We start from the raw sequence: 26,299 nt of genomic DNA, 5'->3' as shown, positions 1-26,299 counted from the left end.
AGCCGCCTCATACTCAGTGTCATCACCCGCGAAGGCGGGTGATCCAGTACGCCGCGGCCTCTCGGTTCAATCCGCGCTGCTGGTGAGTACTGGATGCCCCGCCTTCGCGGGGCATGACACCGACAGCCAAATCTAAAGCGAGGACCCATGATGACCGCGCACCGCAAGACCAACGGCGACACCGCCGCAAGTTTCGTCCGCCGCCACATCGGCCCCTCGGCGCGCGACGTCACCGCAATGTTAGAGGCCGTCGGCGCGAAAAGCGTCGACGCGCTGATGGCGGAGACGCTGCCGGCTTCGATCCGGCAGGCCACTCCGCTCGATCTCGGCAAGCCCTTGAGCGAAACCGAGGCGATCGCGCATATGGGCGAGCTCGCAGCCCAGAACCAGGTCTTCACCTCGCTGATCGGCCAAGGCTATTCCGGCACGATCCTGCCCGCGGTGATCCAGCGCAACATCCTGGAGAATCCGGCCTGGTACACGGCCTATACGCCCTACCAGCCCGAGATCAGCCAGGGCCGCCTGGAGGCGCTGTTCAACTTCCAGACCCTGATCTGCGACCTCACCGGGCTCGACGTCGCCAACGCCTCGCTGCTCGACGAGGCCACTGCCGCCGCCGAAGCCATGGCGCTCGCCGAGCGGCACTCGCAGGTCAAGGCGAAAGCGTTCTTCGTCGACAGGGACGTCCATCCGCAGACGCTCGCGGTGATGCGCACCCGCGCCGAGCCGCTGGGCTGGACCCTGATCGTCGGCGATCCCCTCACCGATCTCGACACGGCCGACGTGATCGGCGCGCTGCTGCAATATCCGGGCTCGTCGGGCGCTTTGCGCGACCTCAGGCCCGCGATCGCGGCGCTGAAGGCCAAGGGAGCGCTCGCAATCGTCGCGGCCGACCTGCTGGCGCTGACGCTGCTGGCCTCGCCCGGTGAGCTCGGGGCCGACATCGCGATCGGCTCCGCGCAGCGCTTCGGCGTGCCGATGGGCTATGGCGGGCCGCATGCGGCCTATATGGCGGTGCGCGATGCGCTGAAGCGCTCGCTGCCCGGCCGCATCGTCGGCCTCTCCGTCGACTCCCGCGGGATGCCGGCCTACCGCCTCGCGCTGCAGACGCGCGAGCAGCACATCCGCCGCGAGAAGGCGACCTCCAACATCTGCACCGCCCAGGTGCTGCTCGCCGTGATCGCCTCGATGTACGCGGTCTATCACGGCCCCGAGGGGCTCTCGCAGATCGCGCGCAACGTCCACCGCCGCACCGCCGTGCTCGCGAGCGGCCTGCGCAAGCTCGGCTTTGAGCCGCAGTCCGAAAACTTCTTCGACACGCTCAGCGTCGATGCCGGCGCCAGGCGCGCCGAGATCATCGCGCGCGCCGCGGCCGAACAGATCAATCTCGGCATCGGTGATGCGGCTCTGCGCATCGCGCTCGACGAGACCACGACGCCTGCGACGGTGGAAGCGGTCTGGCGCGCCTTCGGCGGCACCTTCGCTTATGCCGAGATCGACGCCGGCACGCGCGAGGCGCTGCCGGAGACGCTGAAGCGCACCACCCCGTTCCTCACCCATCCGGTCTTCCACGCGCATCGCTCGGAGACCGAGATGCTGCGCTACATGCGCAAGCTCAGCGATCGCGATCTCGCGCTCGACCGCGCCATGATCCCGCTCGGCTCCTGCACCATGAAGCTGAACGCGACCACCGAGATGATGCCGCTGACCTGGCCGGAATTTGGCTCGCTGCATCCGTTCGTCCCGCGCGAGCAGGCGAGCGGCTATCACGCGCTGTTCGCGCGGCTGGAAAGATGGCTGTGCGACATCACCGGCTATGACGCGATCTCGCTGCAGCCGAATTCCGGCGCGCAGGGCGAGTATGCCGGGCTGCTCGCGATCCGCGGCTATCACGCCGCGCGCGGGGAGAGCCACCGCAAGATCTGCCTGATCCCCTCCTCTGCCCATGGCACCAACCCGGCCTCGGCCGCGATGGCCGGCATGGACGTGGTCGTGGTCGCCTGCGAGAAGAACGGCGACGTCGACGTTGGTGATCTCCGCGCCAAGGCGGAGAAGCATTCGAACGACCTCGCCGCGGTCATGATCACCTATCCCTCGACGCACGGCGTGTTCGAGGAGCATATCCGCGAGATCTGCGACATCGTCCACGCCCATGGCGGCCAGGTGTATCTCGACGGCGCCAACCTGAACGCGCAGGTCGGCTTGTCCCGGCCGGGCGACTACGGCGCCGACGTCAGCCATCTCAACCTGCACAAGACCTTCTGCATCCCGCATGGCGGCGGCGGCCCCGGCATGGGCCCGATCGGCGTCAAGGCGCATCTCGCGCCGTTCCTGCCCGGACATCCCGCAACAGACGACGAAGCACCGGTCGGCCCGGTCTCGGCCGCGCCGTTCGGCTCGGCGTCGATCCTGACCATCTCCTACATCTACATCCTGATGATGGGCGGCGAAGGACTGAAACGCGCGACCGAGATCGCGATCCTCAACGCCAACTACATCGCAGCGCGGCTCGATGCGCACTTCCCGGTGCTCTACAAGAACGAGAAGGGCCGCGTCGCGCATGAATGTATCGTCGACCCGCGGCCGCTGAAGACGACCTCAGGCGTCACCGTCGACGACATCGCCAAACGGCTGATCGACTACGGCTTCCACGCGCCCACCATGAGCTTCCCGGTGCCGGGCACGCTGATGATCGAGCCGACCGAGTCGGAATCGAAGGCGGAGCTGGATCGTTTTTGCGACGCCATGATTGCGATCCGCAAGGAGATCGCCGAGGTCGAGGCCGGCCGCTTCAAGATCGAAGCCTCGCCCTTGCGTCACGCCCCGCACACCGTGCACGACATCGCCGATGACGATTGGAATCGCGCCTACACCCGCAGCGAAGGCTGCTTCCCCGACGGCGTCTCGCGCACCGACAAGTATTGGTGCCCCGTGGGCCGCGTCGACAACGTCTACGGCGACCGCAATCTCGTCTGCTCCTGCCCGCCGGTGAGCGATTACGCGCAAGCCGCGGAGTAGGATTTGTAGGGTGGGTTAGCGGGCGGTCGCGCGAAGCGCAGGCCGCCGGCGTAACCCACCACTTCAGCTTTCGCGGAGATAAACAGTGGTGGATTACGCCTTCGGCTAATCCACCCTACAACACTGAATGCGCCGCTAAAGCATGATCCGGAAAAGTGCGCAGCGGTTTTCCGAAAAGATCATGCTTAAACAACAACCTAAAGCGCGATGACGATTCATCCTAATCGCATCGCGCTTTAGGGCGCGATCAACGACTGGCGCTCGCCATCCCAGCGCCAAAGCCGTTCACTGGTGAGAAGCGTGCCGCCCCACCAGCGTTTGATCGGGTTGGGACCGCGAAAATCTTCCCGGCCCGCCAGGACCGCCTCGCCAAACTCCGTCAGCGACAGCCGGCTCCGGCGAAAGGCAGCATTACGACTTCTCGCGTTGTCCGGACCGAGTGTCGCCAGCTTGCTGTCCAGACCCGCGATCGCCGGCGCCGGGCCAAATGCGAGCCCTTCGAGCAACGCGCCCAACTCCCACGGATCGAACACGCGTGTTGCCAGCGCGCCCGGCCGAAACAGCTCATCGGTGCGACTGTGTCCGCCTGCAATCCGCTCGAGAAGCCGCGTCTCCGTCGCGCCCAGTCCCGTCGCCGGCGACGGCAGTTCTGCGAGCAGGTCTTCCATCGCCGGCTTCAGGAAAGACAGCTTGCCGAGCGGCCTGTCGAGCAGCCCGGCGCAAAGCTCGGGCGTCGGCGCGCGGTAAGCTTCCCAGGCCATGCTGGCGATCCCAAGATCGCTTTCCACGATATCGACCTGCCGCACGTCAGGGTGACGAAGCTCTGAGGGATCTGCTCCGCGCAGATCGAAATCGACGCGTCGCAATCTCAGCTTCTCCGTGATGGATGGTTCGGAACGCAAGTAATCGAGGAGCCAGATCAACTGCAATTGACTATTGGGTTCGGGATCGAACCACAGTTCGATGAGATCGACCCCGTAGGTTTCGCAGACCCAGAGCAACGCACCCGCCCGATCCTGGCGCCTGAGAAGGGGCGATTGACGGACGCCGACGCAATCCGACCAGTGCATCCCGTTAGACCACCACCTGGAGGCGAGATAGCTACTGAGGTGGTCAGCCGTGGGAAGTGGCCCGGAAGCGAAGCGATAGATGAAGGGGACGACCATGTCGGCGCGATCGGCGTGGGCAAGACCGACGCCGGACGAGCTGGTCAAGATCACACGCTTCATCTCGACGCGTCCTTCCTCACGCCAAACGAAACGGGCACCGATGACGTCGGCAACTCAACGTCCTCAGTGCCCGCTCCTCGCGAAAACTCGACTGCTTGAAACTTACTCGTCCGCCGGCTCCTCGCCGTCGGCGTCGCGCTCGGGCGTGCCGGCGAGAATCTGCTCGGCGATCAGGCCGGAGTTCTGGCGGATCGCGGTCTCGATCTTGGCGGTGATGTCAGGGTTGGCCTTCAGGAATGCTTTCGAGTTCTCGCGGCCCTGGCCGAGGCGCTGGCTGTCATAGGAGAACCAGGCGCCGGACTTCTCGACAATGCCGGCCTTGACGCCGAGATCGAGGATCTCGCCCATCTTGGAGACGCCCTCGCCGTACATGATGTCGAACTCGACCTGCTTGAACGGCGGCGCCAGCTTGTTCTTCACCACCTTGACGCGGGTGGTGTTGCCGACGACTTCGTCGCGCTCCTTGATCGCGCCGATGCGGCGGATGTCGAGGCGGACGGAGGCGTAGAATTTCAGCGCATTGCCGCCGGTCGTCGTTTCGGGCGAGCCGTACATCACACCGATCTTCATGCGGATCTGGTTGATGAAGATCACCATGGTGTTGGACTTGTTGATGGAGGCCGTGAGCTTGCGCAGCGCCTGGCTCATCAGGCGGGCCTGCAGACCCGGCAGCGCATCGCCCATCTCGCCCTCGAGCTCGGCCTTCGGCACCAGCGCCGCGACCGAATCGATCACCATCACGTCGACCGCGCCCGAGCGCACCAGCGTGTCGCAAATCTCCAGCGCCTGCTCGCCGGTGTCGGGCTGCGAGATCAGGAGCTCGTCGATGTTGACGCCGAGCTTGCGGGCATAGACCGGGTCGAGCGCGTGCTCGGCGTCGATGAAGGCGCAGATGCCGCCCTTCTTCTGCGCTTCTGCCACCGTGTGCAGCGCCAGCGTGGTTTTGCCCGAAGATTCCGGCCCGTAGATCTCGACGATGCGTCCCTTGGGCAGGCCGCCGATGCCGAGCGCGATGTCGAGTCCGAGCGAGCCGGAGGACACCGCCTCGATGTCCATGGACCGGTCGTTCTTGCCGAGCTTCATCACCGAGCCCTTGCCGAACTGGCGCTCGATCTGGGAGAGCGCGGCGGCCAGAGCTTTACTCTTGTCCATGGAAGATCCTTCGACGATACGCAGGGCAGTTGCGGACATTGGGTCGTGCTCCTTATGGCGAGGATTCGCGTGAGGGACAAACAATTGGCGAGGCAGCTCGGCGACAAAAGCAATGTACCCTATTTGTTCCTCGTTCGCAATATGTTCTTTTGCGGAAGATGCGAACGCTGGCCTGTTTCCGGCTGCAGTGGCCTGGTTTGATTTTTTGGGAGGGGTTTGGACTCTTGGTGCTGGGAGGGCGGGAGAAACCCGTCTGCGCATTTTACGGCGCCCCAGCTGATCGCCTCGCCAAGTCAAACTCTCCCGGCTTGGCTAAGGCCGCCCGCGTTCTAATGCCAGCTAGATCGAAGTTCAAACTGGCAGAGTAAGGCCACCTCAGTTGGCGGCCTCTTCGTTTTTTCGTCTTTGTTCAAACGGGACCTCCATCGCGTTTACTGTCCCGAGCGCCTCGTCTTCATCGACGACCTGTCGTCGCCCGGTCGCAGTCACGGAGCTTCGCAGTCATGGAGCTGTGTCGTTATGCTCGCCGGAGAGGCCAGCCCCTCGCATCCATGAGCGCACAGTCTCACACTCTCCTGCGTCACGCAGTCGGGAACAAGCTATTGTGGCGATGATTCGGATGGCTGATCCGCGCGTGAAGAGGGGTGGGGGTTTATGCTTAGGGGGCGAGCCCGGTGGCATCGCATGATGTCACGGGCGGGGCGTGCGGGCTTTGTGCTCGGCGCGATGGTGTCGTGCGGCCTGGCTGGACAGGATGCGGTCGCGGCCGAGAATGGGGCAGGTTTCTATCTGCTCGGCGGACGCGGGCCGATGGCGGGCTATCTGGCCTCTCCGGGGGTCTATTTCGAGAGCGACACCTATGTCTACGACGCGTCACTCGATGCGAAGAAATTGCTGCCGGCGGGCGGTCGGATCGTCGCGGATGTCCGCAGTCAGGTGCGGGCCGATTTCCTGAGTGGGACCTGGGTGACGCCCTGGCAGTTTCTCGGCGGCAATCTCGCCGTCGGCGCCACCATGCCTGTCGGCTATGTCCGCGTCTCGGCAGGCGTCGAATACGACGCGCCCGCGACGAAACAGATCATCAACCAGGCGCTGCGCGACAGTGCGACGATCGTCGGCGACCCCGTGGTCTCTGCGATGCTCGGCTGGCATTCGGGCAAATTCCACTGGACCACGGGCGTCATGGTCAACATGCCGGTCGGAGACTATCGCGACGGGGAGCTCGCCAATCTGGCCTTCCACCGCTGGGCGAGCGATCTGTCCGGCGCGCTGACCTGGTTTGATCCCGACACCGAGATCGATCTGTCCACCGCCGTCGGCATGACCTTCAACGGCACCAACAACGCGACCGACTACCGGACCGGCACCGAATTCCACGTCGAGTGGGCAGCCTCGAAGGCGCTGACCAGCGCGCTCTCGGCCGGCATCATCGGCTATCACTACCAGCAGCTCACGGGCGACAGCGGCGCCGGCGCCACGCTTGGCGCCTTCAAGGGACGCGTGACGGCGCTCGGCGGCACGATCGCCTATAATTTCGAGGCGGGGAAGACGCCTGTCTCGGCGCGGATCAAGGTGCTGCGCGAGTTCGAGGCCGAGAACCGCGCGTGCGGGACCGTGGGTTTGCTCACCGTGGCGCTACCCCTCACTGCGGCACGCTAAAGCATGATCCGGAAAAGTGCGAAGCGGTTTTCCGGAAAGATCATGCGTAGACAACAACCTGAAGCGCGATGACGATTCATCCAAATCTCATCGCGCTTTAGCCATGAAAAGGGGCCGCGCCGTCGCGCGGCCCTCGCTGTTCGGGACGAACGGCCGTCAGCCTCAGGACTTGTTGAACTGGAGCGGCGGCGGCGTCAGGTTGAGCTTGAAGGGTGCGACCTGAAGGCCCTTGGCGTCGAGGTCGAAGCTCGTCAGATCGACGGTCCGGAGCACCTGATCCCTGTAGCCCTTGATGTAGTACTTCTTCGCACGCAGATCGGCGATCGAGGTCCATTGCGTGTATTCGAGCTCGCCGCCCTTCGCCGCGGAGTCGATGAAGCCGATCGGGATGTCGAAATTGTTCATGATGTGCTCGACGAGGCGCACCGTCTGCGGGCCGTCGGCAACCTGCTTGGCCGAGGCGGCGTAGCCCAGCGCCCGGATGAAGCGCGAGGGCGGCGTTGGATCGCCGGGAATGCCGAGCAGGCCCGAGCCCTGGCCGAAGGGTTCGAAGCTCTTGCTTCCGATCTTGAGCGGGGCAGCGCCGACCGGCGAGATCCTGACGTAGTTGCGGACATTGGTGAGATGCCAGTCGAAGGTCGGCGAGTTGGTGAGGACACCGAGCGGGTTGTCATAGACCTTGAACTTGCCGTCGATCGGCTCGATCACGATCGAGGCGCCGGTGGCGTCATGGATCGGGAAATGGAAAGGCAGGGTGAAATTCACCATCGGCGCGGGCAGGTCGACGATCACCGCCTTGTCGAGCGCCGCCTTGACCTCCGCGACCGTCGCGAAGTTCGAGAGGATCCAGGTCAGGAACTCCCAGGGCGCGAGCGCAGTGCTCGGATCGGCCTTGTCGACAGGTGTGTAGCCGGCAAAGCCGGGGAAATAGAGTGCGCCGCCAGCGAGGCCCTTCTCATTCATGCCGTCCGAGACGAAGGGCTGGCCGAAGCTCATGACGCCGACGAAGCCGTAGCGGCTGCTCCATTTCGGAGCCGCCATCTTGGCCGGACGCGTGCCGATGAATTCATGGTTGCGCGGTACGACGACGACGTCGGACTGGGTCTCCAGCGCGTACTCCAGGGTGCGGCCATAAACGGGCGTGCCGTCGGCCGCCAGCACCAGAATGTTGGTGCAGGCCTGCGCCGGCGCTGCCGCCGCCATCGCGCCCGCCAAGACAGCGGCAATGCCCCGCCTGACAAATCCCCGGCCCCACTTGATCATGCCTCTGTCTCCTTGTTGAAGCGGCTGTCTTGATAGGTGGATGGAACCGCAACAATCGTGAACATGCGCGGCCTCTCATCGCGTTCTGCGCCGAAAAGGAGCGCTGCGGTGAATCGGAGCTTAATTGCCGGACTCGGCAGCTCTCCTGGTTCGGGATCATCTCCTGGAGCCCATCGGAAACATTCCGCCGGCCGAAGCCGAGAAACGCTACTACGCCATGCAACCGGCCATGGCGGCATAACTAAAACCAAACAGCCTCCGGCAATCCCGGGGCGGTTCACCTCTAGCTACTTGCGTGGTTGTCCCCTGAAGCGGAACCACAAATGACCGATCAGTGATAGGACTATGGCGGCCAGAATTATCGGGAGCCAGATCGACGTGGTTATGATGAACAAGGATATTATGACCACACGTCCAAAGACCGATTCGCTGACCGGATGCTTAAGACGAGCGAAATAGGCGTAGATAACAAAGATGGTGGCTGGCGCCATCCACGCGGCGACAAGCACCAGCAATAGGTCAATGAGTTGGCCCGCATGATGGGGTATGAGCGCACCTCCTGACAGCGTCGGCGCGAATTGATGCTACCGCTTCGAGAGACGCGGCAATTGCCGAAGAGAATTGGTCTTCGCGCGCGTTCGCGTACATCTATACGCTCGGCGCCGCTGTCCCTGGGCGGTACCCAAGGTCATCCGAGACCGCACAGCGTGCGAATCGCTGTTCCAGAGCTTTTCAACGCGCACTCGCTGAGATGGCTCGGGCAAGGGCTCGTCCAATGCAATCATAACCATCGGCGGTGTTGTGCAATCCGTCCCACGTTACAAGCGCGCTTTGCGCAACTCCGGCATGGATCGAGTTTCGCATCAGCGCAAAACGAGAGAACAGCCCGACCCGTTCCTGCTTCGCGACATCGGCGATGATGCCCTCCATCGTTGAGTAGCTAGCGGAAGCGAGCACCTGTGGCGCATATTGCAGATCCATCAGCACGACATCGGCAGACCCCGCCTTAAGTGCCCTTACCCCTTCAAGAACGCTTCTTTTGAGCCCTTGGTCCGGCCGGCCACCCCAGGCGACGTCATTGGTACCTAATTGCCAGATAACGAGATCAGGCGTGTGCGCGAAAACGTCACGCTCGAACCGCGCGATGTTGTTCGGAATCGTATCGCCGACTCGACCGCTGTTGATGACCTCGATCGTTGCGTTGGATCTAAGCCTCGAGAGTTCTCGGCGCATCACCTGCGGGTACGTGGCCGCGGACCGAAGTACCCAGAGCCCCACCGTCGACGATGATCCGATCGCGACAATCCTTAGCGGCTCACCAGATCTCAAACGCGCCGCCGTGCGGGGCAATTGTGCGCCCAGCGAAACATCCAAATTTGCAGCAAGGCATCTCTCGCCAGATGATGCCTCGTCCTGCGCTTGAGAGGGCGCCGTGCTGGACAAACCGACAATCACGGCAGCACCGATCGACGCTATTGTTCGAGCGGTTCGGCTTATGCATGGCAGAACAAATCGACCCATGTTCCCCAATAACTGGTCGATTCTCTCTTGACAACCCTTGGCTTCAAACGTCTGTTTTTGATTGCAGGTCGATTGACGCGTGGGGAGCGAGCAGCACGCATGAGTCCGGGGATAAGACAATGTCCGGCAAGCCTGTAGCGAAACGGTTGGTATTCCATATCGGCGGCTATGATCCAATCGCGTCGCATGCCAGCGCGCAACGACGCTTTGTGCGCGAAATTGCGAGGTTCCAACGTACCTGGTCAGTGAAAGCGGCCGTTGACGGTTTGCATGATACCGCCGACCAGATACGATGGAATGTGACGACAGCTGGCCCCGATTGGCTCGTCGAAACCGATTACCGTCTGGTCCGATGGCACGACGTAATTGAGGCCTTCGGGCGTCGAAGCATTGGCTCACGCATTTCCGTCGGCATTCTTGCGTTTCTGGATTTCGTTTTGACCGGCACTCTTTGGCGGTACTTGCTGACCAACTGGCGCTACGCACTGTTCTTTCTCTATCCATTGGTCATGTTCGGGCTGTTGATCGCGGCCGCCTGTTTGATTGCCCTGGTTGCATTCAAGATCACCGGATCCATTCCTACGGCTACCGGTGTCGGTTTCTTCGGGATCGCAGCCGTTTTGGCCGGCCCGTGGCGCTGGCTCCACCTGAGCGCCTTGTTCGATGATTGGATTTTCTCTCGCGAGTATATTCGATGCGGGAATTCGGAAATTGAGCAGAGGCTGGACAGGTTGGCCGCCGAGCTCGTGGTTGCGGCGACCAACTCTGCCGCAGACGAAATTTTGGTCGTGGGGCATAGCCTTGGCGCCGTGCTAGCGGTTGATCTACTTGATCGCGCCTTGAAGCTGGACCCTGCGCTCGGTCGGAAAAAGATTCCCGTCACATTCTTGAGCGTTGGATCATCCATACTCAAGATCGGCCTGCACCCGAAGGCAGTACGCTTTCGCAGGGCGGTGGAACGCGTCGCCAATTCCCGCGCGATCTTCTGGGGCGACTATCAAGCCCTCACCGACGTGTTGAATTTTTACAAATGCCGACCAATGGCCGAAATGGGCTTGTCGACAGAAAACGAGGCGACCGTCAGGGTCGTGAAGATTAGTCGAATGCTCAACGACGACATGTATCAACGCATCCGCTTCAATTTCTTCCGCGTGCACTGCCAGTTCGTCAGTGGAAATGACAGGCGAACATCGTACGACTACTTCATGCTCACATGCGGACCTATTTCAGCCAAATCCCAGACGCTCGCCCCGGATGGCGCTGTGTCGATGATCGCTGACGACGGAGGCCTTATTGCGGGCGCGCCGGCGTCGGAAAGCGAGCTGCTGGGAAATCCGGGCGCGGCAGCCTGATTCAAATGACGCCCACCATTTCAAAAGTCATCTTCGTTGCGTTGGTGATCGGCTGGTACGTCATACGCTATAAGTACGCGCGCCGTTCCCGCCGTGCGAGGGTTGTGCGGAGCGCTCGAGGCCCCCTGGAAACTGCGCTCCTGCTCATATCACTTTCGGGACTCGGACTTGTTCCGCTTGTCTACGTAGCGACAGGAATGCCTCGTTTCGCAGCTCACAGCTTTTATCCCGCGTTGGCTTGGCTGGGCTCTTTCTTTGCGATTGCGGCTTTGGGCGTGTTTCACCTGACTCACCGTGCACTCGGCCGGAATTGGTCGATAAGTCTCGACGTGCGAGAGAATCATGAGCTCGTGACGGAAGGGATTTACCGGAGAGTCCGACACCCGATGTATTCGGCATTTTGGCTGTGGGCTATCGCCCAGGCATTGCTGCTGCCGAATTGGATTGCCGGTTTCGCGGGCCTGGCGGGCTTCGGGATCTTGTTCTTTGGCCGCGTCGCAAGGGAAGAGCGAATGATGTTGCAGACGTTTGGCGACAGCTATCGCGATTATATGGCGCGGACCGGCCGGGTCTTCCCGTGGATACTCTAGTTAGGTCCCGGCATGTCTCGACCTGTGGTACGCACGAGACTGATTTGGAACCAGACGCCTCAATTTGCGTGCCATTTCCGCAACATACGGCAGAAAAAGCGGTCGGAACCGCGGGCTCCCCCGGTCTATTCGTTGGTGCCGTGGCGAGTGTCGGGTTATTCCTATGCGGGTCAGGTGAATCCAATCGTCCCGAACAATGGTGAGAAACGATGTTGAAATTCGCTGTCCTTGGAATCGCTTCGTTGGCCTTCGTGGGAACCGCAGCTGCTGCCGACCTGCCGCGGCCTCAGCCGGTTGCCGCCGCCGCGCCGGTTGGCAAAGCTCCGATCGGCAAATATCCCGTGGGTAAGAGCCCCGTGGGCAAATACCCGGTCGCTGCGCCGGCTCCATTGGTGACCAAGGGTTGATCTGACTATCCATTCGTACGCCAGCGGCGTTCGTTTGGGGGTAGCGGACTACCTGTGGCATCGGATCTTGGATCCAAGAGGATTCGAAGATGGTGGGAGTGATTCGGAAATATCCGGGTCTAGAGCTTCTTGCAAAGGCCGCCATGCTGGCGGCCTTTGTAGGCTTGGGGGCCGGGATCAGTAGCGCGCAACCACTCGTGGCGCGTGCAGACCAGCAGCAACGGGACACTGTCCCCAGTTTGGCGACGAAGCATGCGGCGAGCATGGCTGCTGCTACGCCGGCGATATCCGATGTAAAGCCAGCTCGAAGAGCTGCCGCCACGGGTCCCTACTACGTTGATTTTCGGGCCCGCACGGCGGCAACGTACGGTCATGCATTCGTCTGGTACGGAAAGACGGGCGAAAAGCAGGTCGAGGTCGCTGGTCTGGCTCCGGCCGGCGATGAGGTGCCCTATATCCTGGGACACATCATGTTTGTCCCTTCTGAGACGGGTGCGACCTACGGTGATCTCGACGAGCAATATCTGACGGCCAGCTATCGCGTCTATTTGTCTGAGGCGGACGCCAAGAAGGTCTTTGCTTATATCAAGCGCCAGCAGGACACTTCGCCGCTGTGGAATGCAGCAACGACCAACTGCACCGCTTTCATCGGACGCATAGCGACTTTCATGGGCCTCAACGCTCCGTTTCATCTGCTAAAGCCTGAGGAATACGTCAACAAACTCAGAGAGCTGAACGGGGGGCGAAAAACGGTGCAGCTTGAATCCGGTCGAAGCTAGAATCCTCGGATTGAGTTCATCCAGTTTTCCGCGCGTGAAGATGGGTGTGAGGTCTTCAAGAAATTCAAGCGAGCTTGTTCTTTGAGGATGCGGTTCGATACGACCAACATTCGTGCGCTGCCTCGCTTGGTTTATTAATAGGCCGGGAGACCATGAGAACGTCCGAGGCGCTGCGCAGCCAGGCAGTTCCACCTCCGCATGGCCATGACTAAGCTTTTGTTGGAAACCGTTCTGAGGATGAAGTCCTCCTTGGCGTAGTTGAGGAAGGTCGCAGAACCTGTCGTCGCAGGCAAAGCTCACCGCTTAGGCAATGGTTCTGCGTCGAGGCCGAGCATCAACATCAATCGACCTGTGCACGTCGCGTACACGGCCGGATAATAGACGCTCTCCGCGTCGGATCGGGACCTGTACCATCAGCACGCTTGTTGATTTGCGATCATGATCGGCGGTCAACGCGCGTAAAGCTGCGTGCTGTCAAGTCGACAACCGCTCTTTCGGCTTTGTGGAAATGGAAGAGCTGAGTTCACGTCGCTCGTATTGAGCGCGGTGGATCAGATGGCTTTTTTGAGCTAAGCCGTCTGAGCCGCCTGGAACGGCGCGGGCGGCCACTCTATTGCGGCATACTGAATGCAGTAAGCTATCGCGCCGCTGTTCGGGGGACGCGGATGCGGGTTCATGTTATTGTTGCCGGCCTAATCCTAGCGGTCATCGGGAAGGCCAGCGCCACGGTTGTCGATAAAGCAACCGACGCGCAAAAGTCTTGCGAACTGCTTGTTCAGAACTCGTTCCGCAATCAGGACGAAGCTCGATCCGCCGGCGTATGTGAGGGAATGATCGAGACTGCGATGCTCTTTTCACCAAATCTGCCAGCCAACGTGCGTGCATGCCCCCCCGCGCAAGGCAGCCCCTTGCAAAGTGCCAAGGTTTTTCTGGGGTATCTTGATAACAATCCGGATCGAGCGAGTGAGCCGGGGATCACCGTCGCCATCGAAGCATTCAGAGATGCCTGGCCCTGCCATGGGGACGATGCCGGGTCGTCCGCCGGAAATGGACCGAAGAAGCGTGCCCCCAAAAAAACCAAATAGAACGCGTATCTGCGGCCAGTGATGCTAGCCTTACGGTCCGCGGCGTTCACGTCAGGCAATGCACACCGTTGAGGTGCGCGAACTGAACCGCAGTGCACACCTCCACAACCAGCACTCAACGCCTTATCAGCAAGCGAAGCGCGCCTGGAGCCACATGGTTGGCCGCCGCTAACGAAGTCGTTCTGGTCGCAAGGTACGCGGGGTGCAAAAGCAGCCGATCGAGGAAGAAGACAAGCTTGGCCGAGATTGCGCTCAACTCGCGTTCGTCGAAGGCAGGGCTGAAACATGCCGTGCGCGCCGACCGGCAAAAGCGATTGATGGATTCATTCGCCCCTGGTTCGGACGATTGGGTGCAGGCCGAAAGGCTCCTCGTCAATTTCGAATCGCCTGCCCAGTTCATCGAGAGCTTCTGTCACCGGATGCGCCGCAGAGTGAATGATCATCCCCTTCGAGAGCGGCCTGAGCCGCATTGACGGAGTTCCGAGATTCATTTCGGCTTCCCATTCGCCTTGTGCGCACAACTGAACAGACGCGGATCCGTTTATGGATCCTAATGGATCATCACCGCGCGGATCCCGGGCACTATCGGTGACGAGGACGCCGATCGCGCTCCCGCCTTCCTCGCATGGATATGAGAACGCCATGTTCAAGCGGCGACGTTTCAAGCAACAGCTGACCCTCCAGGACCGGCTTTCCGCATGGGTGAAGCAGGTCCAGCAGCAGGCCTCCAGGCTTCCACCGGGTGCCGAGCGAGACGCCCTCCTCAAGAAGGCCCGCCAGGCCGACGTCGCCAATCATCTGCACGACTGGGTCAAATCGCCCGGGCTTCAGCCACCGAAATAGCCGGCAATCGGTGTTGCCTTCGGGAGCGGAGGCCGCCGCGCATCAAGGGCGCGGCCGGTGCGCCGTCATGTTTCCGCAATCTTGGCGCACCGAACCTTTTCGCGGTCTCCGGCCTTCTGTGGGGATGGGACCGCAACTCCGGGGAGCTCGGCCATGACGGACAACGACACGCAGCACGATGCGATCAGACGCAGTCCCCTGCTGGAGGCAGCGCAGAAGGAGATGGTGAAGTTCGAGCGCAAGGAAAACGAGTTCCGCAGGAAGGACCGTGAAGAGCGCGCCGCCGAGCTCCGCCTGCCCTTGAACGAGATCAAGATCCACTAGAGCCTGATCGGAAAAGTGCGCAGCGGTTTTCCGAGAAGATCATGCTTGAACAACGACCGAAGGCGCGATGACGATTCATCCTGATCGCATCGCGCTTCAGGCCCGCCCGGGATCGGCTTCGGTGTGGACCGAGGCCGTCCCCTATCGGCAGCAGACGCTGGTCGGTCGGTCCGGGGCGACCGCCTGCCGATCTCGATCCGGGCATCGCGGATGCGTCGCCGGCGAAGGCACTGCGCGCCGGCTAAAGGTATCTAAATACTACCGATAAGCTATTGGCGTGTCGATGACATTTCCAGGCACCCTACTGTGCATGGGGTTGTTTTCCAGTTTTTGAAAGTCGAGGCGTGCCTGGTGCCACCCACCGGACGGGCACGGCCGCCGTCACCCGGCCCGCAAACCCGCCTACAGCAGCGCCAGCAGCACCAGCCCAATCACCAGCACGACGAAGCCAGCCGCCGTCGCGGCGGCAAATGACCGCTCTACGTTATCCATGATGCCACCCCGTTGTCGGCGGGCCACGTTTCCCCCATGGCCGCGCCGAACGGATAAAATCTTGCCGACGGGTGTGTCGGCAGTGGTGCGAACGGATGTCGAAATTGGGACGGGTGCGCGGTCAGTCTGCGGCCGTTCGAGTGCGGCCTTCACATGCCGAGCGTTACGGGGCTTTTTCAAGCCTGCCGGCCGGCTCTCGGTCCCTCTCCTCCCGGGTCAGGCGCAGCGAGAAGGCGCGGATCGCAGGCGCAGCCAGCAGGACGACAGGCAGCATGGCGGCCCAGGCGATCAACCACGACACCATCCAGTGCCGAACGAACATCATCGGGCCGCCTGCGGGCAGGCTGGCGATGCCCGTTGCGACCAGCGAGGTCAGTCCGGACTGGATGATGCCGAAGACAAAATGGGAATAGCGGCGGGGAATGCCGAGCATGAGGTATCCATGGGTGCTTGGCTCATCAGGCAAGCAAGGCACATGCCGTCACCCGGTCGGGATACGGAAGCCTCACCGGGAACCAGCGTGTAGCCACACCTTGACCCGTCGCCCGGGTGCAACCTGAACGGAGTTCAGGAACTCTGTTCAGGGTCGGAGAACCACGGAGGCGAGCGCCCATCTGCGCTCCGCAGCCCGCCAACGGTCCCGTGTAGTCCGTAGCCGCCCGGGATTGATCCGACGGTGGTTTGGGATTGGACTGCGCGCGCCCAGGGCCTTGGGGGGCGAGGCCCATGCGCGCGATCGGTGCCTGCCATGCCGCTCTATTTCTTTCGAATCCGCAACGGCCGCTATTCCGGCTGCGCCGACCAGGCGACGGAATTTGCCAATCGCGATGCGGCCTGGAAGGAGATGACCAGCGTCTGCGCCGACATGACCGCCGGCATTGCCCGCAAGCTCCTGGAAAATTCCGAATGGCAGATGGAGCTGCTGGACGAGGCCAAGGAGCCGGTGTTCCGGATCCGCATCGTTGCCGAAACCCTCGACTAGCGAGGACCTCGGATCTGGCCGCGTCAGTCCGCGCTGGGCAGCCGCCGCATGGTGAACTCGATGTCGCCGCCGGGCAGTTCGCGCCAGGTCTCGACCGCACTCATGTAGCCGGCCTTGGGGTAGCGGGCGAAGAAGGCCTGCGCCCTTTCCCGCGCCGCCGCGCGCGGCAGCGTGAAGGTCTCGCGCAGATAACCGTCGCCGGCCGCATGGCCCGGCTTACCGGCCATCTTGCGCCGGCGCGCCATCCGCTCGGCGAGATCCCGCGGACGATCGGCCATGTCCTGTCCTCCTCTACGCGCTCCGCTCTCAGCCAAATGTAGGGCGCGGGCCGGATCAAGAGGGGTCCTGTCCGAAGGCGTCGTGTCGCCACCCGAACGGGGCTGCGGTCAGTTGGCGGCGGTGCCGCTCTTGGTCTTCTTCGGCGTACCGGTTACGGCCGATGCCTTCGGTCCCGCCGGCTGCTTCGGCGGATCGGAGCGCATGCCGCCCCAGGGATCGTTGGACGCCTTGGAATCCGGAATCTTCTTCAGCGTTTCCTTGTAGGCCTTGTCGCGCTCGGCTTCGGCGGCCTTCTCCTCCGGGGTCTTGCTCGGGGCATCCTGCAGCAAATTGAGATTGGGCATTTGCGCGTAGGCAGGTCCCGCCAGCACGGCCAGCACCGCGGCCAAACGGAAAAGCTTCATCATCTACTCCTTGATCATCCAGGCGCGTGGATCGCCCGCGCCGTGTCATCCTCGTCTCAGCCCGGTCGCAACCTGAGGCCGCTCAAGGCCGCGTGGGCCCGCTAGAGCCGATCCGATCTGCACGATTTGGGGGCATGCAGCCAGTCGTCCCAGATCGGGCCGCATTTGGTGCACCCGCTCAGCGCGAGACCGAGCGCGACCATGCCAACGACGAGGACATACCGACGCAACATCATCCACCCGTACCCAAGCGAGGCATCATACCGGCCCAAGTCAGGCAATTTCAAGCCGACGGGACCGGCGCAAGACCGGGTGACTTTGCCGCGCCGATGCGCGCACAATGCGGCGAAACATCCGGCAACACAGGAGAGCGCGACAGCAATGCAAATGCAGCCAGAAGCCGAGTTCGGCCTCGCCGACGCCCGCCGCATCCTGGGCGAGGTCTTTGCGCCCTGGGTCCAGGATCTCAACCTCGCGGTCGAGCGCATCGAGCACGCGCAGCCGGCAGACGTCCCGGACTGGCAGCCGGGCGCGCTGCTGCGCATGCCGTTTTCGGAGCGGCTGTGCCGGAACGGCGGCGTGGTCTGCGGCCAGGCCCTGATGGCGCTTGCCGACACCGCCATGGTGATCGCGATCCTCGCGGCCAACCGCGGCTACCGCCCCATGACCACGGTCGACCAGACCACGCATTTCATGCGCGCGGCCTCCTCAATGGACGTGCTGGCGGACGCGCGCGTGGTGCGGCTCGGGCGCACCATGAGCTTTGGCCGCGTCACGCTGCTCTCCGCCGCCGACAGCAAGCCGGTCGCGATGGTGTCGAGCGCGTTCGCGATGCTGCCGGGGTGAACGCGCTCCGCTTCAACGTCGTAAACAAAGTCTGAAGCGCTACGCAAGTAGCGCCAGTATTGAGTTTAGTTCAATGTAATTTCTATGCACTAATTCACAATCATCAGCAGGACCTGACGCGGATGATCGAGAAGCGCGCATCGCAACGTCACCGTGTTTTCAAAGGTGGAACGATCACCTTCGAAAACGGCGGCATCGCTTGCACGGTGCGAAACATGTCGGCAGGCGGCGCGGCGATCGACCTGGACGCCCCCGTCATGCTGCCGCAATCGTTCGAGCTCTCGATCGCGCGCGACCGTTTCGCACGGCATTGTCGCACGGTCTGGCGCAACGACAAGCGCGTCGGCCTCGCCTTCGTGTAGTCGTGCAGACGGTGTGAAAGACCGTTCGCATCGCACGCGCGATGCCGCAAGAAGTCGTCCGCCGGGACGATCGATCATGCGCTACCACAACAACGGCGCCTCGCGCGCTTGGCTGCGCTGCAAACAATGGGAGTGCGCGCGCGGCCGAAATCAAACCGGCAGGTCCGCAAGGCTCACTTCATTTCGGCTTCTTGGCAGGTTCGCTCGGGCGGGCGCCGCCCCACGGATCGTACTTGTCCTTGGGCTCGGGAATGCGCTCGAGCGCGGCCTTGTAGGCCCTCTCGTCGACCTTGGGCGTGTTGTCCGCCGGCTTGGCCCCGTCATTAGGCTGGCGCCGGCCCTGCGCCTGCGCCGAGGCAGCCGTCAGTGCCAAGACCGCCGCCGCTATGACCAAAATCCTCATCGGTGCAATCCCCCTCATGTGGGGTACAAACTAGCCGGCAATCGCGGAATAGCAAACGCCCACGGCTCCGCCCCTTCAGCAAGTTTTGATTGGCGCGGACTTCGTCGGATCGCATTCGTGCCTATTTGTCGGTCCGCAGGGGACCTTCACGGATGTTGCGGATTATTTCTCATGCAGCGCTGCTCGGTGCCGCGCTTGGTCTCGGTGCTTGCGGCTTTGCCGACAGCCGTGCACCGGTACCGGAATTCATGCGCATGAAGGAGACGGAGCAGCCACCGCCCGAAGCGCCTCCCGACGTCAAGCGCTTGGTGCGCGAGCAGATCGACGTCGTCTTTCTCGCAACGTCCTATCCGCGCGAGGTGCACGTCACCCCGCCCCGTCGCGAGGTGCGAGGACCGGGCTGGACGGCGTGCGTCCGCGCGCAGCTCACCTCCGCGACCGGCACGCCGCTCGGTGCCCAGACCTACATCGTGACGATATCAGGCGGACGCGTCGTCGACCGCCGACGCGCGGAAGAGGACGACATCTGCCGGACCGAGGCATACGAGCCGATCTAGTCTAGGCGCGCCCTGGACGATGTACGTCCGCCCCGGTCGTTTTCGGACACGGTCATCGCATCGGACTCGCACTCCTAGAATGTAGACGCTATAGCGGGCGCCATGCTCGACTTCGACGCCCACTACGCTGCCCTCCGCCGCCGTGACGCAACGTTGGACGGCGCGATATTCGTCGCGGTGAGAACAACGGGCATCTATTGTCGCCCCGTGTGCCCGGCGCGCACGCCACTTGCCCGCAACGTAATCTTCTATCGTAGCGCGGCCGCGGCTGAGCAGGCCGGCTTCCGTCCTTGCCTCAGATGCCGCCCGGAAACGGCGCCGTTCTGTCCTGCATGGAAAGGTTCCAGAACAACCGTCGAACGCGCAGTGGCGCTCATCGAGAAGGGAGAGCTCGATCGCGGCGGCGTGGAGAGGCTGGCTGAACGGTTGGGAGTCGGGGCGCGCCACCTGACGCGCCTGTTCGCCCGACATCTCGATGCGTCTCCGCTGCAAGTGGCGCTGTCGATCCGTGTACGGCGCGCCAAGCGGCTGCTTGACGCCAGCGATCTTCCGATGGCCGCCGTCGCGGAACGCGCAGGCTTTTCGAGCACGCGGCGCATGAGCACCGCATTCACACGACTCTACGGCCGCCCGCCATCGACCTTCCGGAGAAAGGCCGAAGCTTCGCGAGTCCAACACAGGTGAGCGCGATGAGGAGAGTTAGATGACTGCGAAGAGCTATGGAACAGTCGACGTCGAACGACAGAAGCAGATGAGTGGGCTGGAGTTCGTTAAAGGCCTTGCCGACGGAACCCTGCCCCTCAACACGATCGCCCAAACACTGGGTTATGATGTGGTGGAGGCTGAGCGAGGCCGCGTCGTCGTCGCGATCGTCCCCACCGGCGCTCACCTCAACCCGGCAGGCACTGTGCACGGTGGTCTCACGGCCACCTTGCTCGACAGTTGCATGGGGTTGGCGATCCAATCGGCCCTCGACAAGGGCACCGGCCAGACCACGCTTGAGTTCAAGGTTTCGCTGCTGCGACCGATTACGCCAGAGACCGGCCTGATCAGGGCCGAGGGCAAGGTTCTGAATTGCGGTCGCCGCATCGGAACGGCCGACGGACGCGTCACGGATGCCAAGGGGCGATTGCTCGCTCACGGCACGACCACGTGCCTCGTCTTCCCGACTTGAGACCAGGGGAACAAAGCCGCCGACAAAGTGCCAGTTCCGGGAAAAACCAGCATCGCGGCGGGGAACGATCACAGCCTCCCCTTCTTGTTACCGCCGAGGGCAGTCTCGGAGGAGGACATGATGAGGACGTTTACGATGGCCCTGGTGGCCGGCGTCGGTGCTTTGGCAGCCGCGTCGGGTGCGAAGGCTTCCGATATCTACACGACCAGCGAATACACCAATCCGGATCTCGTCCAGCAGGTACGGCTCGTCTGCGACGACGACGGCCGCTGCTATCGCACGCGCGGCGGTTCACGCGTGATCGTACGCGATTCCTACAACTACATGCCGCGCGACCGCTATTACGAGCGCCGGACCTATCATCGCCATTGGGACGACAGCCCGCGCGCCGGAGTCGGCATTCGTGCGCCCGGCGTGAGCGTCGGGGTCGGTGTCGACCGCTGGTAATCGATCAACGATGGGCGGGACCGGACGAGATGAACCGCCTGGTCCCGTTCGCATAATCGTGTCGGGCGACCGGCGACTATACGGCGGCCGATTGCTGCTGGAACTGCTCGTAGGCCGCGATCGCTTCCGCGGCGTACATCAACGACGGCCCGCCTCCCATGTAGACGGCCATGCCGAGCGCCTCCTCGATCTCCTGGCGCGTCGCACCGAGCTTGACCAGCGCCTCGGTGTGAAAGCCGATGCAGCCGTCGCAATGCGCGGCGACGCCAAGCGCCAGCGCGATCAGCTCCTTGGTCTTCTTGTCCAGCGCGCCGTCGCGCGTGGCGGCCTGCGCGAGCACGGCAAATCCCTTCATCGTATCCGGAATGTCGCTCCGCAGTTTCTTCAGGTTGGCCGAGATGTTCCTGGTGATGTCGACGTAGTTCTTGTCCATCGATTCCTCGCTAGCTGGATTTCGCGGCGGTTGGGACCTCGCGTGGCGCACGCAAGGCGATGTAGATGGCAGGTATCACCAGCACGGTGAGCAGCGTCGACGACGCAAGCCCGAACAGGAGCGAGATCGCCAATCCCTGGAAGATCGGATCGAGCAGGATGGTTGCCGCGCCGATCATGGCCGCAAGCGCGGTGAGCAGGATCGGCTTGAAGCGGACGGCTCCGGCTTCCAGCACCACGTCGCGCAGCGACTTGCCCTCGGCGCCGCTGTGCCGGATGAAGTCGACCAGCAGGATCGAATTGCGCACGATGATGCCGGCCAGCGCGATGAAGCCGATCATCGAGGTCGCGGTGAACGGCGCACCCAGCAGCCAGTGCCCGATCAGGATGCCGATCAGCGTCAGCGGGATCGGCGTCAGGATCACGAGCGGCAGACGGAAGCTCCTGAACTGGGCGACGACCAGCACGTAGATGCCGAGGATGGCTGCGCCGAAGGCCGCCCCCATGTCGCGGAAGGTCACCCAGGTGATTTCCCATTCGCCGTCCCACAACAGCGTCGGACGCGACTCGTCCGACGGCTGGCCGTGCAGGCTGATCGCAGGCTTCGGCAGCTTGCCCCAGTCATGGGCATCGACGCGATCGGCGACCGCGAGCATGCCGTAGAGCGGCGCCTCGAAGCGCCCGGCGAGCTCGGCCATCACCATGTCGGCAAAGCGCCCGTCGCGGCGGAAGATGGTCGGCGAGCCCTCCTCCATGGTTGCCTTCACGACCTGGCCGAGCTCGACCACGGTCTTGCTGCCGGGCAATGTATTGGCTGGCACCGGCGTGGAGGCCAAAGCCTCGTCCCAGACCAGGTCGCGCTTTCCGAGATGCACCGCGATCTCGATCGGGTTGCGGTCCTCGCCGCGATGCGAATAGCCGATCGAGGTGCCGCCGAACAGCGCCTGAATGGTGTCGTAGACGTCGCGCTGCTCGACGCCGAAGAATTCGAGGCGGTCCTGGTCGATCGAAAGCCGCAGCCGTGGTCGCTTCTCGCCGATGGAATCGTCGATGTCGACGATGAAAGGCACGTCCGCGAAGATCTTCTTGAGCTCGGCCGTGACCGCCCGGCGCGTGGTCGCATCGGGACCGTAGACCTCGGCAAGCAGCGTCGACAGCACCGGCGGGCCGGGCGGCACTTCGACCACCTTGATGCTGGTGCCCGCGGGCGGACCGAGCGCTTTCAGCTTCTCGCGCAGCTCGAGCGCGATCTCATGGCTCGCGCGATTGCGCTCGCCGCGCGCAGCCAGGTTAATCTGCACTTCGCCGAACTCGGGCCTCTCCCGCAAGTAATAGTGCCGTACCAGGCCGTTGAAGTTGAAGGGAGCCGGCGTGCCGGCATAGGATTGCAGCGTGGTGACCTCCGGTAATTGCCGCGCGATCTCGGCCGCGCCGAACAGCGTGCGCTCGGTCGCCTCCAGGCTCGCCCCTTCCGGCAGGTCGACGAGAACGGCGATCTCGGACTTGTTGTCGAACGGCAGAAGCTTGACGGTCACCGACTTGGTCGCAAACAGCGTCATCGACAGCAGCGTCGCGACGCCGACGGCGAGCAGGAATATCCGGGCCGACCGCTTGCTCCGCACGATCGGCGTGGCGAAGCGCCGGTAGAGCCGGCCGAGCCGGCCTTCGTCGTGGGCCGCATGTGTCGGGGCAATGTCGCCCTTCGGCGCGAGCTTGAGCATCAGCCAGGGCGCCACCACCATCGCCACGAAGAACGAGAACAGCATGGCAGCCGACGCATTGGCCGGGATCGGCGCCATATAGGGGCCCATCAGGCCCGACACGAACAGCATCGGCAACAGCGCCGCGACCACGGTCAACGTCGCTACGATGGTGGGGTTGCCGACCTCCGCCACCGCCTCGATGGTCGCCTGCAGGCGCGGCCGGCCATCGCGCATGGCCCAGTGCCGCGCGATGTTCTCCACCACGACGATGGCGTCGTCGACGAGAATGCCGATCGAGAAGATCAGCGCGAACAGGCTGACGCGGTTGATGGTGTAGCCCATCAGATTGGCCGCGAACATCGTGAGCAGGATCGTCGTGGGAATCACGACGAAGGTCACCAGCGCCTCGCGCCAGCCGATCGCGATCGCGATCAGCACGACGATCGAGATCGTTGCGAGCCCGAGATGGAACAGCAGCTCGTTGGCCTTCTCGTTGGCCGTCTCGCCGTAGTCGCGCGTCACCGTCACCAGGACGTCTTCGGGAATCAGGCGCGACTTCAGTCCTTCGAGGCGTTCGGCGATGCTCTCGGACACGACGACCGCATTGGCGCCGGCCCGCTTGGCCAGCGCCAGGCTGACGGCAGGCGTGCGCGTCCACTGTCCGGCGCTGTCACGCGATTCGGTCCAGACGCGGTGCTCGACGGTGCTCGGGCCGACGATGACGGAGGCGACGTCCTTGACGTAGACCGGCCGGCCGTCGCGGCTCGTGATGAGCAATAGTCCTATATCGGGAATGCCGGACAGCGTCTGGCCCGCCGCGACGCTCCGCACGATGCCGGCATAGCGGACCTGGCCCGCCAGGAACGAGCGGTTGGCGTCCTTGACCTTGGCCACGAGCTGCTGCAGCGTGATGCCGAACAGCGACAGCTTCTCCGGATCTGGCTCGACCCGGATCTGTTGCGCCGCGCCGCCGGATATGTAGGTCAGGCCGATATCGTCGACCTTCATCAGTTCCGCACGCAACTTGTCTGCGAGCTCGTAGAGGTCCTTGTCGGTCCAGCGGCTGGCAGCTTCCGGCTTCGGCGACAGCGTCAATACCGTAACCGCGACGTCATTGATGCCCCGGCCGACGATCAGCGGCTCGGGAATGCCGACGGGAATGCGGTCGAGATTGGCGCGGATCTTCTCGTGCACCCGCAGGATGGCGTCCTCGGACTTGGTGCCGACCAGGAAACGCGCGGTGACCATCACGCGGTCGTCCTCGGTCTGGCTATAGACGTGCTCGACGCCGTCGATGCCCTTGACGATCGACTCCAGCGGCTTGCTCACCAGCTCCACCGCGTCCGGCCCGCGCAGGCCGTCGGCATTGACACGGATGTCCACCATGGGAACGCTGATCTGCGGCTCCTCCTCGCGCGGGATCACCACGACGGCGATCAGCCCCACGACGAGCGCCGCAAGCAGGAACAGCGGCGTCAGCGGCGACGCGATGGTCGACTTGGTCAACCGTCCCGAGAGCCCGAGATTCACGGCCGCACCAATTGGTCGCCGGCTGAAATGCCGGACAGGACCTCGAGCCCGTCGGGGTGCGCCGGCGTCGGCAATTCGCGGCCACGCTGCACCGGCACGTCTATCATGCCGCTGTCCTTCTGCAGCCGAACATAGTCGATGCCGAACCGGCTCGTCACATAACTCGAGGGGATGACGAAGGCCGATCGCATGCCGCCGGAGATCCAGACCCGCAAGCGGTCACCGACGAAATATTCGCCGAGGCCTTCGACGGTCGCATCAGCAATGACGCGCCCCTCCTCGATCTGAGGATAGACGAGGTCGATGACGCCCGACTTGGCGGCTTCTCCGACGAACTCCGCGCCATCGACGCGAATCCTGTCGCCCGCCTTGAGCAAGCGCGCATGCCGCTCCGGCACGCGAAGCCGCAGCTTGAAGTTCTGTTGGGCGACGGTGACGATCGGATCGCCCGCGAGCACGACGGATCCTATCGTGATCAACCGCTTTAGCACGCGACCATCCGCCGGCGCGAGCACCTGCCCCTGGTTGAGCTGCTCGTTGATCACCGCACGTTCGGCCGTCTTGGCGCGCAGGCCGTTCTCGGCGACGTTCAGCGCGGTGCGCTGCTCGTCGAGCTTGATCCGGGGCAGGATACCGCGCTCGACCAGCCCCTCGGTCCGGCTGAAGTCGAGCTGCGCCTGGTTCGCCTGCGCCTGCAGCGCCTCGATCTGCGCGTCGAGCGACTTCATCTGCAGCACGAGCTTTTCGTCGCCGATGGTCGCGATTGCCTGGCCGGCGGCGACGCGATCCCCTTCCCTGACCTTGAGCTGAACCACCGTGCCGCCGATGCGTCCGCGCGCCGGCACCACGCTGGTGCTTTCGACCGTGGCGAAGACGGCCTTTTCATCGGCGATCGATTGCCGCGCGACCACGAGCGTTTCGGCCGCCGTCGCCGATGTTCCAGACAAGCCTATCGCCGAGAAAGCAGCCAGCAGGCCAAAATAACTCGCCATACATCGCATGGGACTCTTCCGTGTCATGACCAAAGCATCACCACGCCGCTGCGCAGCTCATTTCATCTGCATCGGAAAGGGGCGTGTTGATCCTGGTCAAGGCGCCCTCCTCCGAACTCTCCTAGGTTTCATCTGGTCCTTGCGGACTTCGGCGCGCAGAATGCCTGGTAGAGCGTCTTCAGCACCTCGCGTGCCGGCTCGCTCGCGATCGAATAGAAGATCGTCTGCGCTTCACGCCGGGCAGACACCAGACCATCCTTGCGAAGGAGCGCAAGATGCTGGGACACCGTGGAGTCCCGCAGGCTCAGGAATTCGGCGAGCTCGCCCACCGACCGCTCGCCGTCGATCAACTGGCAGATGATCAGCAGACGATGCCGGTTGGCCAGCGCCTTCAGCAGCTCGCTCGCCTGATCCGCCGCGCGTTCCATGACTTCAACGTTCATCTTCATACTTGCGTATATACGCAATTACGAA

29 protein-coding genes are annotated in these 26,299 nt (G+C 63.2%); 17 read left to right on the top strand and 12 right to left on the bottom strand.

Features of this window, described 5'->3' with window-relative positions; translation table 11 throughout:
* Nucleotides 1-150 precede the first annotated feature (150 nt).
* Nucleotides 151-3,018, top strand: coding sequence for an aminomethyl-transferring glycine dehydrogenase (gcvP, locus tag IVB23_RS34965; protein ID WP_247805017.1), 2,868 nt, complete (start codon nt 151-153; stop codon nt 3,016-3,018).
* A gap of 236 nt (nt 3,019-3,254) precedes the next feature.
* Here the strand turns inward: gcvP and IVB23_RS34960 are convergent, their stop codons facing one another.
* Nucleotides 3,255-4,247 (bottom strand): hypothetical protein, encoded by a 993-nt coding sequence (locus tag IVB23_RS34960; protein WP_247801530.1) that lies wholly within the window; start codon nt 4,245-4,247, stop codon nt 3,255-3,257.
* A gap of 102 nt (nt 4,248-4,349) precedes the next feature.
* On the bottom strand, nt 4,350-5,438 hold the full coding sequence (recA, locus tag IVB23_RS34955; RefSeq protein WP_061882979.1) for a recombinase RecA: 1,089 nt from the start codon (nt 5,436-5,438) through the stop codon (nt 4,350-4,352).
* A gap of 645 nt (nt 5,439-6,083) precedes the next feature.
* Between recA and IVB23_RS34950 the strand changes: the two genes are divergently transcribed.
* Nucleotides 6,084-7,058: a transporter gene (locus IVB23_RS34950; RefSeq protein WP_247801529.1), complete on the top strand. Its 975-nt coding sequence runs from the start codon at nt 6,084-6,086 to the stop codon at nt 7,056-7,058.
* A 162-nt stretch (nt 7,059-7,220) separates the two neighbouring features.
* On the opposite strand, the gene IVB23_RS34945 is transcribed toward IVB23_RS34950, so the two are convergent.
* On the bottom strand, nt 7,221-8,321 hold the full coding sequence (locus IVB23_RS34945; RefSeq protein WP_247801528.1) for a choloylglycine hydrolase family protein: 1,101 nt from the start codon (nt 8,319-8,321) through the stop codon (nt 7,221-7,223).
* A 732-nt stretch (nt 8,322-9,053) separates the two neighbouring features.
* Nucleotides 9,054-9,776, bottom strand: a complete 723-nt coding sequence (locus tag IVB23_RS34940; RefSeq protein ID WP_245312230.1) for an SGNH/GDSL hydrolase family protein — start codon at nt 9,774-9,776, stop codon at nt 9,054-9,056.
* A 185-nt stretch (nt 9,777-9,961) separates the two neighbouring features.
* Here IVB23_RS34940 and IVB23_RS34935 point away from each other — a divergent pair, with 185 nt between their 5' ends.
* The 8 genes from IVB23_RS34935 (at nt 9,962) to IVB23_RS34900 (ending at nt 15,222) form a co-directional block, all read left to right on the top strand.
* The gene (locus tag IVB23_RS34935) at nt 9,962-11,194 is read left to right on the top strand and encodes a hypothetical protein (protein ID WP_197967321.1); all 1,233 of its coding nucleotides are present in this window, start codon (nt 9,962-9,964) and stop codon (nt 11,192-11,194) included.
* A gap of 5 nt (nt 11,195-11,199) precedes the next feature.
* Nucleotides 11,200-11,784, top strand: a complete 585-nt coding sequence (locus IVB23_RS34930) for a protein-S-isoprenylcysteine O-methyltransferase (RefSeq protein ID WP_061882984.1) — start codon at nt 11,200-11,202, stop codon at nt 11,782-11,784.
* 209 nt (nt 11,785-11,993) lie between these two features.
* The gene (locus IVB23_RS34925; RefSeq protein WP_082822273.1) at nt 11,994-12,191 is read left to right on the top strand and encodes a hypothetical protein; all 198 of its coding nucleotides are present in this window, start codon (nt 11,994-11,996) and stop codon (nt 12,189-12,191) included.
* Nucleotides 12,192-12,283: 92 nt separating this feature from the next.
* Nucleotides 12,284-12,970 carry a hypothetical protein gene (locus IVB23_RS34920; protein ID WP_156505502.1) on the top strand — a complete coding sequence of 229 codons (687 nt, stop codon included), beginning with the start codon at nt 12,284-12,286 and terminating at the stop codon, nt 12,968-12,970.
* Between the two features lie 665 nt (nt 12,971-13,635).
* Nucleotides 13,636-14,055, top strand: a complete 420-nt coding sequence (locus tag IVB23_RS34915) for a Rap1a/Tai family immunity protein (RefSeq protein ID WP_156505486.1) — start codon at nt 13,636-13,638, stop codon at nt 14,053-14,055.
* 236 nt (nt 14,056-14,291) lie between these two features.
* Entirely contained in the window at nt 14,292-14,528 is a 237-nt protein-coding gene (locus tag IVB23_RS34910; protein ID WP_247801526.1) for a hypothetical protein, read from the top strand.
* 169 nt (nt 14,529-14,697) lie between these two features.
* Nucleotides 14,698-14,898: a hypothetical protein gene (locus tag IVB23_RS34905; RefSeq protein WP_061882986.1), complete on the top strand. Its 201-nt coding sequence runs from the start codon at nt 14,698-14,700 to the stop codon at nt 14,896-14,898.
* A 153-nt stretch (nt 14,899-15,051) separates the two neighbouring features.
* On the top strand, nt 15,052-15,222 hold the full coding sequence (locus tag IVB23_RS34900; RefSeq protein WP_061882987.1) for a hypothetical protein: 171 nt from the start codon (nt 15,052-15,054) through the stop codon (nt 15,220-15,222).
* A 655-nt stretch (nt 15,223-15,877) separates the two neighbouring features.
* Here the strand turns inward: IVB23_RS34900 and IVB23_RS34895 are convergent.
* Complete coding sequence (locus tag IVB23_RS34895) at nt 15,878-16,147, bottom strand: DUF2798 domain-containing protein (RefSeq protein WP_061882988.1); 270 nt, start codon at nt 16,145-16,147, stop codon at nt 15,878-15,880.
* A gap of 315 nt (nt 16,148-16,462) precedes the next feature.
* Here IVB23_RS34895 and IVB23_RS34890 point away from each other — a divergent pair, with 315 nt between their 5' ends.
* Nucleotides 16,463-16,696 (top strand): hypothetical protein, encoded by a 234-nt coding sequence (locus tag IVB23_RS34890; RefSeq protein ID WP_247801524.1) that lies wholly within the window; start codon nt 16,463-16,465, stop codon nt 16,694-16,696.
* Nucleotides 16,697-16,719: 23 nt separating this feature from the next.
* Here IVB23_RS34890 and IVB23_RS34885 read toward each other — a convergent pair whose 3' ends face one another.
* Entirely contained in the window at nt 16,720-16,974 is a 255-nt protein-coding gene (locus tag IVB23_RS34885) for a hypothetical protein (RefSeq protein ID WP_247801523.1), read from the bottom strand.
* A gap of 108 nt (nt 16,975-17,082) precedes the next feature.
* Nucleotides 17,083-17,379 (bottom strand): hypothetical protein, encoded by a 297-nt coding sequence (locus tag IVB23_RS34880; RefSeq protein ID WP_061883069.1) that lies wholly within the window; start codon nt 17,377-17,379, stop codon nt 17,083-17,085.
* 381 nt (nt 17,380-17,760) lie between these two features.
* On the opposite strand from IVB23_RS34880, the gene IVB23_RS34875 reads away from it, so the two are divergent.
* Nucleotides 17,761-18,225 carry a PaaI family thioesterase gene (locus IVB23_RS34875; RefSeq protein WP_061882990.1) on the top strand — a complete coding sequence of 155 codons (465 nt, stop codon included), beginning with the start codon at nt 17,761-17,763 and terminating at the stop codon, nt 18,223-18,225.
* Between the two features lie 122 nt (nt 18,226-18,347).
* The gene (locus IVB23_RS34870) at nt 18,348-18,587 is read left to right on the top strand and encodes a PilZ domain-containing protein (protein ID WP_247801522.1); all 240 of its coding nucleotides are present in this window, start codon (nt 18,348-18,350) and stop codon (nt 18,585-18,587) included.
* Nucleotides 18,588-18,765: 178 nt separating this feature from the next.
* Here the strand turns inward: IVB23_RS34870 and IVB23_RS34865 are convergent, their stop codons facing one another.
* Nucleotides 18,766-18,990: a hypothetical protein gene (locus IVB23_RS34865; RefSeq protein ID WP_061883070.1), complete on the bottom strand. Its 225-nt coding sequence runs from the start codon at nt 18,988-18,990 to the stop codon at nt 18,766-18,768.
* Nucleotides 18,991-19,142: 152 nt separating this feature from the next.
* Here IVB23_RS34865 and IVB23_RS34860 point away from each other — a divergent pair, with 152 nt between their 5' ends.
* The 4 genes from IVB23_RS34860 (at nt 19,143) to IVB23_RS34845 (ending at nt 21,168) form a co-directional block, all read left to right on the top strand.
* Nucleotides 19,143-19,547: a hypothetical protein gene (locus IVB23_RS34860; protein ID WP_061882992.1), complete on the top strand. Its 405-nt coding sequence runs from the start codon at nt 19,143-19,145 to the stop codon at nt 19,545-19,547.
* A gap of 102 nt (nt 19,548-19,649) precedes the next feature.
* Nucleotides 19,650-20,231: an Ada metal-binding domain-containing protein gene (locus IVB23_RS34855; protein WP_061882993.1), complete on the top strand. Its 582-nt coding sequence runs from the start codon at nt 19,650-19,652 to the stop codon at nt 20,229-20,231.
* 19 nt (nt 20,232-20,250) lie between these two features.
* Nucleotides 20,251-20,721, top strand: coding sequence for a PaaI family thioesterase (locus IVB23_RS34850; protein ID WP_061882994.1), 471 nt, complete (start codon nt 20,251-20,253; stop codon nt 20,719-20,721).
* A 117-nt stretch (nt 20,722-20,838) separates the two neighbouring features.
* Nucleotides 20,839-21,168, top strand: coding sequence for a hypothetical protein (locus IVB23_RS34845; RefSeq protein WP_061882995.1), 330 nt, complete (start codon nt 20,839-20,841; stop codon nt 21,166-21,168).
* A 76-nt stretch (nt 21,169-21,244) separates the two neighbouring features.
* On the opposite strand, the gene IVB23_RS34840 is transcribed toward IVB23_RS34845, so the two are convergent.
* The 4 genes from IVB23_RS34840 to IVB23_RS34825 form a co-directional block, all read right to left on the bottom strand.
* The gene (locus IVB23_RS34840; protein WP_247801521.1) at nt 21,245-21,601 is read right to left on the bottom strand and encodes a carboxymuconolactone decarboxylase family protein; all 357 of its coding nucleotides are present in this window, start codon (nt 21,599-21,601) and stop codon (nt 21,245-21,247) included.
* Between the two features lie 10 nt (nt 21,602-21,611).
* On the bottom strand, nt 21,612-24,833 hold the full coding sequence (locus tag IVB23_RS34835; protein ID WP_247801519.1) for an efflux RND transporter permease subunit: 3,222 nt from the start codon (nt 24,831-24,833) through the stop codon (nt 21,612-21,614).
* Nucleotides 24,830-25,834 (bottom strand): efflux RND transporter periplasmic adaptor subunit, encoded by a 1,005-nt coding sequence (locus IVB23_RS34830; RefSeq protein ID WP_247801518.1) that lies wholly within the window; start codon nt 25,832-25,834, stop codon nt 24,830-24,832. The genes IVB23_RS34835 and IVB23_RS34830 overlap by 4 nt, the downstream gene beginning before the upstream one ends.
* 119 nt (nt 25,835-25,953) lie before the next feature.
* The gene (locus tag IVB23_RS34825) at nt 25,954-26,274 is read right to left on the bottom strand and encodes a metalloregulator ArsR/SmtB family transcription factor (RefSeq protein ID WP_028181092.1); all 321 of its coding nucleotides are present in this window, start codon (nt 26,272-26,274) and stop codon (nt 25,954-25,956) included.
* Between the last annotated feature and the right edge of the window lie 25 nt (nt 26,275-26,299).

This window comes from Bradyrhizobium sp. 191 (assembly GCF_023100985.1).
GTDB lineage: Bacteria > Pseudomonadota > Alphaproteobacteria > Rhizobiales > Xanthobacteraceae > Bradyrhizobium > Bradyrhizobium diversitatis.
This window is presented reverse-complemented; position numbering and strand designations above follow the sequence as displayed.

Bases quoted from the DNA above. Each gene is read 5' to 3' on its own strand.
- IVB23_RS34855 (WP_061882993.1), top strand. From the start codon at position 19,650: ATGCTCGACTTCGACGCCCACTACGCTGCCCTCCGCCGCCGTGACGCA.
- IVB23_RS34860 (WP_061882992.1), top strand. From the start codon at position 19,143: ATGTTGCGGATTATTTCTCATGCAGCGCTGCTCGGTGCCGCGCTTGGT.
- IVB23_RS34935 (WP_197967321.1), top strand. From the start codon at position 9,962: ATGTCCGGCAAGCCTGTAGCGAAACGGTTGGTATTCCATATCGGCGGC.
- IVB23_RS34880 (WP_061883069.1), bottom strand. From the start codon at position 17,379: ATGAAGCTTTTCCGTTTGGCCGCGGTGCTGGCCGTGCTGGCGGGACCT.
- recA (WP_061882979.1), bottom strand. From the start codon at position 5,438: ATGTCCGCAACTGCCCTGCGTATCGTCGAAGGATCTTCCATGGACAAG.
- IVB23_RS34915 (WP_156505486.1), top strand. From the start codon at position 13,636: ATGCGGGTTCATGTTATTGTTGCCGGCCTAATCCTAGCGGTCATCGGG.
- IVB23_RS34930 (WP_061882984.1), top strand. From the start codon at position 11,200: ATGACGCCCACCATTTCAAAAGTCATCTTCGTTGCGTTGGTGATCGGC.
- IVB23_RS34865 (WP_061883070.1), bottom strand. From the start codon at position 18,990: ATGAGGATTTTGGTCATAGCGGCGGCGGTCTTGGCACTGACGGCTGCC.
- IVB23_RS34875 (WP_061882990.1), top strand. From the start codon at position 17,761: ATGCAAATGCAGCCAGAAGCCGAGTTCGGCCTCGCCGACGCCCGCCGC.
- IVB23_RS34905 (WP_061882986.1), top strand. From the start codon at position 14,698: ATGTTCAAGCGGCGACGTTTCAAGCAACAGCTGACCCTCCAGGACCGG.
- IVB23_RS34885 (WP_247801523.1), bottom strand. From the start codon at position 16,974: ATGGCCGATCGTCCGCGGGATCTCGCCGAGCGGATGGCGCGCCGGCGC.
- IVB23_RS34950 (WP_247801529.1), top strand. From the start codon at position 6,084: ATGATGTCACGGGCGGGGCGTGCGGGCTTTGTGCTCGGCGCGATGGTG.
- gcvP (WP_247805017.1), top strand. From the start codon at position 151: ATGACCGCGCACCGCAAGACCAACGGCGACACCGCCGCAAGTTTCGTC.
- IVB23_RS34830 (WP_247801518.1), bottom strand. From the start codon at position 25,834: ATGCGATGTATGGCGAGTTATTTTGGCCTGCTGGCTGCTTTCTCGGCG.
- IVB23_RS34890 (WP_247801524.1), top strand. From the start codon at position 16,463: ATGCCGCTCTATTTCTTTCGAATCCGCAACGGCCGCTATTCCGGCTGC.
- IVB23_RS34925 (WP_082822273.1), top strand. From the start codon at position 11,994: ATGTTGAAATTCGCTGTCCTTGGAATCGCTTCGTTGGCCTTCGTGGGA.
- IVB23_RS34895 (WP_061882988.1), bottom strand. From the start codon at position 16,147: ATGCTCGGCATTCCCCGCCGCTATTCCCATTTTGTCTTCGGCATCATC.
- IVB23_RS34900 (WP_061882987.1), top strand. From the start codon at position 15,052: ATGACGGACAACGACACGCAGCACGATGCGATCAGACGCAGTCCCCTG.
- IVB23_RS34825 (WP_028181092.1), bottom strand. From the start codon at position 26,274: ATGAAGATGAACGTTGAAGTCATGGAACGCGCGGCGGATCAGGCGAGC.
- IVB23_RS34845 (WP_061882995.1), top strand. From the start codon at position 20,839: ATGATGAGGACGTTTACGATGGCCCTGGTGGCCGGCGTCGGTGCTTTG.
- IVB23_RS34840 (WP_247801521.1), bottom strand. From the start codon at position 21,601: ATGGACAAGAACTACGTCGACATCACCAGGAACATCTCGGCCAACCTG.
- IVB23_RS34870 (WP_247801522.1), top strand. From the start codon at position 18,348: ATGATCGAGAAGCGCGCATCGCAACGTCACCGTGTTTTCAAAGGTGGA.
- IVB23_RS34945 (WP_247801528.1), bottom strand. From the start codon at position 8,321: ATGATCAAGTGGGGCCGGGGATTTGTCAGGCGGGGCATTGCCGCTGTC.
- IVB23_RS34960 (WP_247801530.1), bottom strand. From the start codon at position 4,247: ATGAAGCGTGTGATCTTGACCAGCTCGTCCGGCGTCGGTCTTGCCCAC.
- IVB23_RS34850 (WP_061882994.1), top strand. From the start codon at position 20,251: ATGACTGCGAAGAGCTATGGAACAGTCGACGTCGAACGACAGAAGCAG.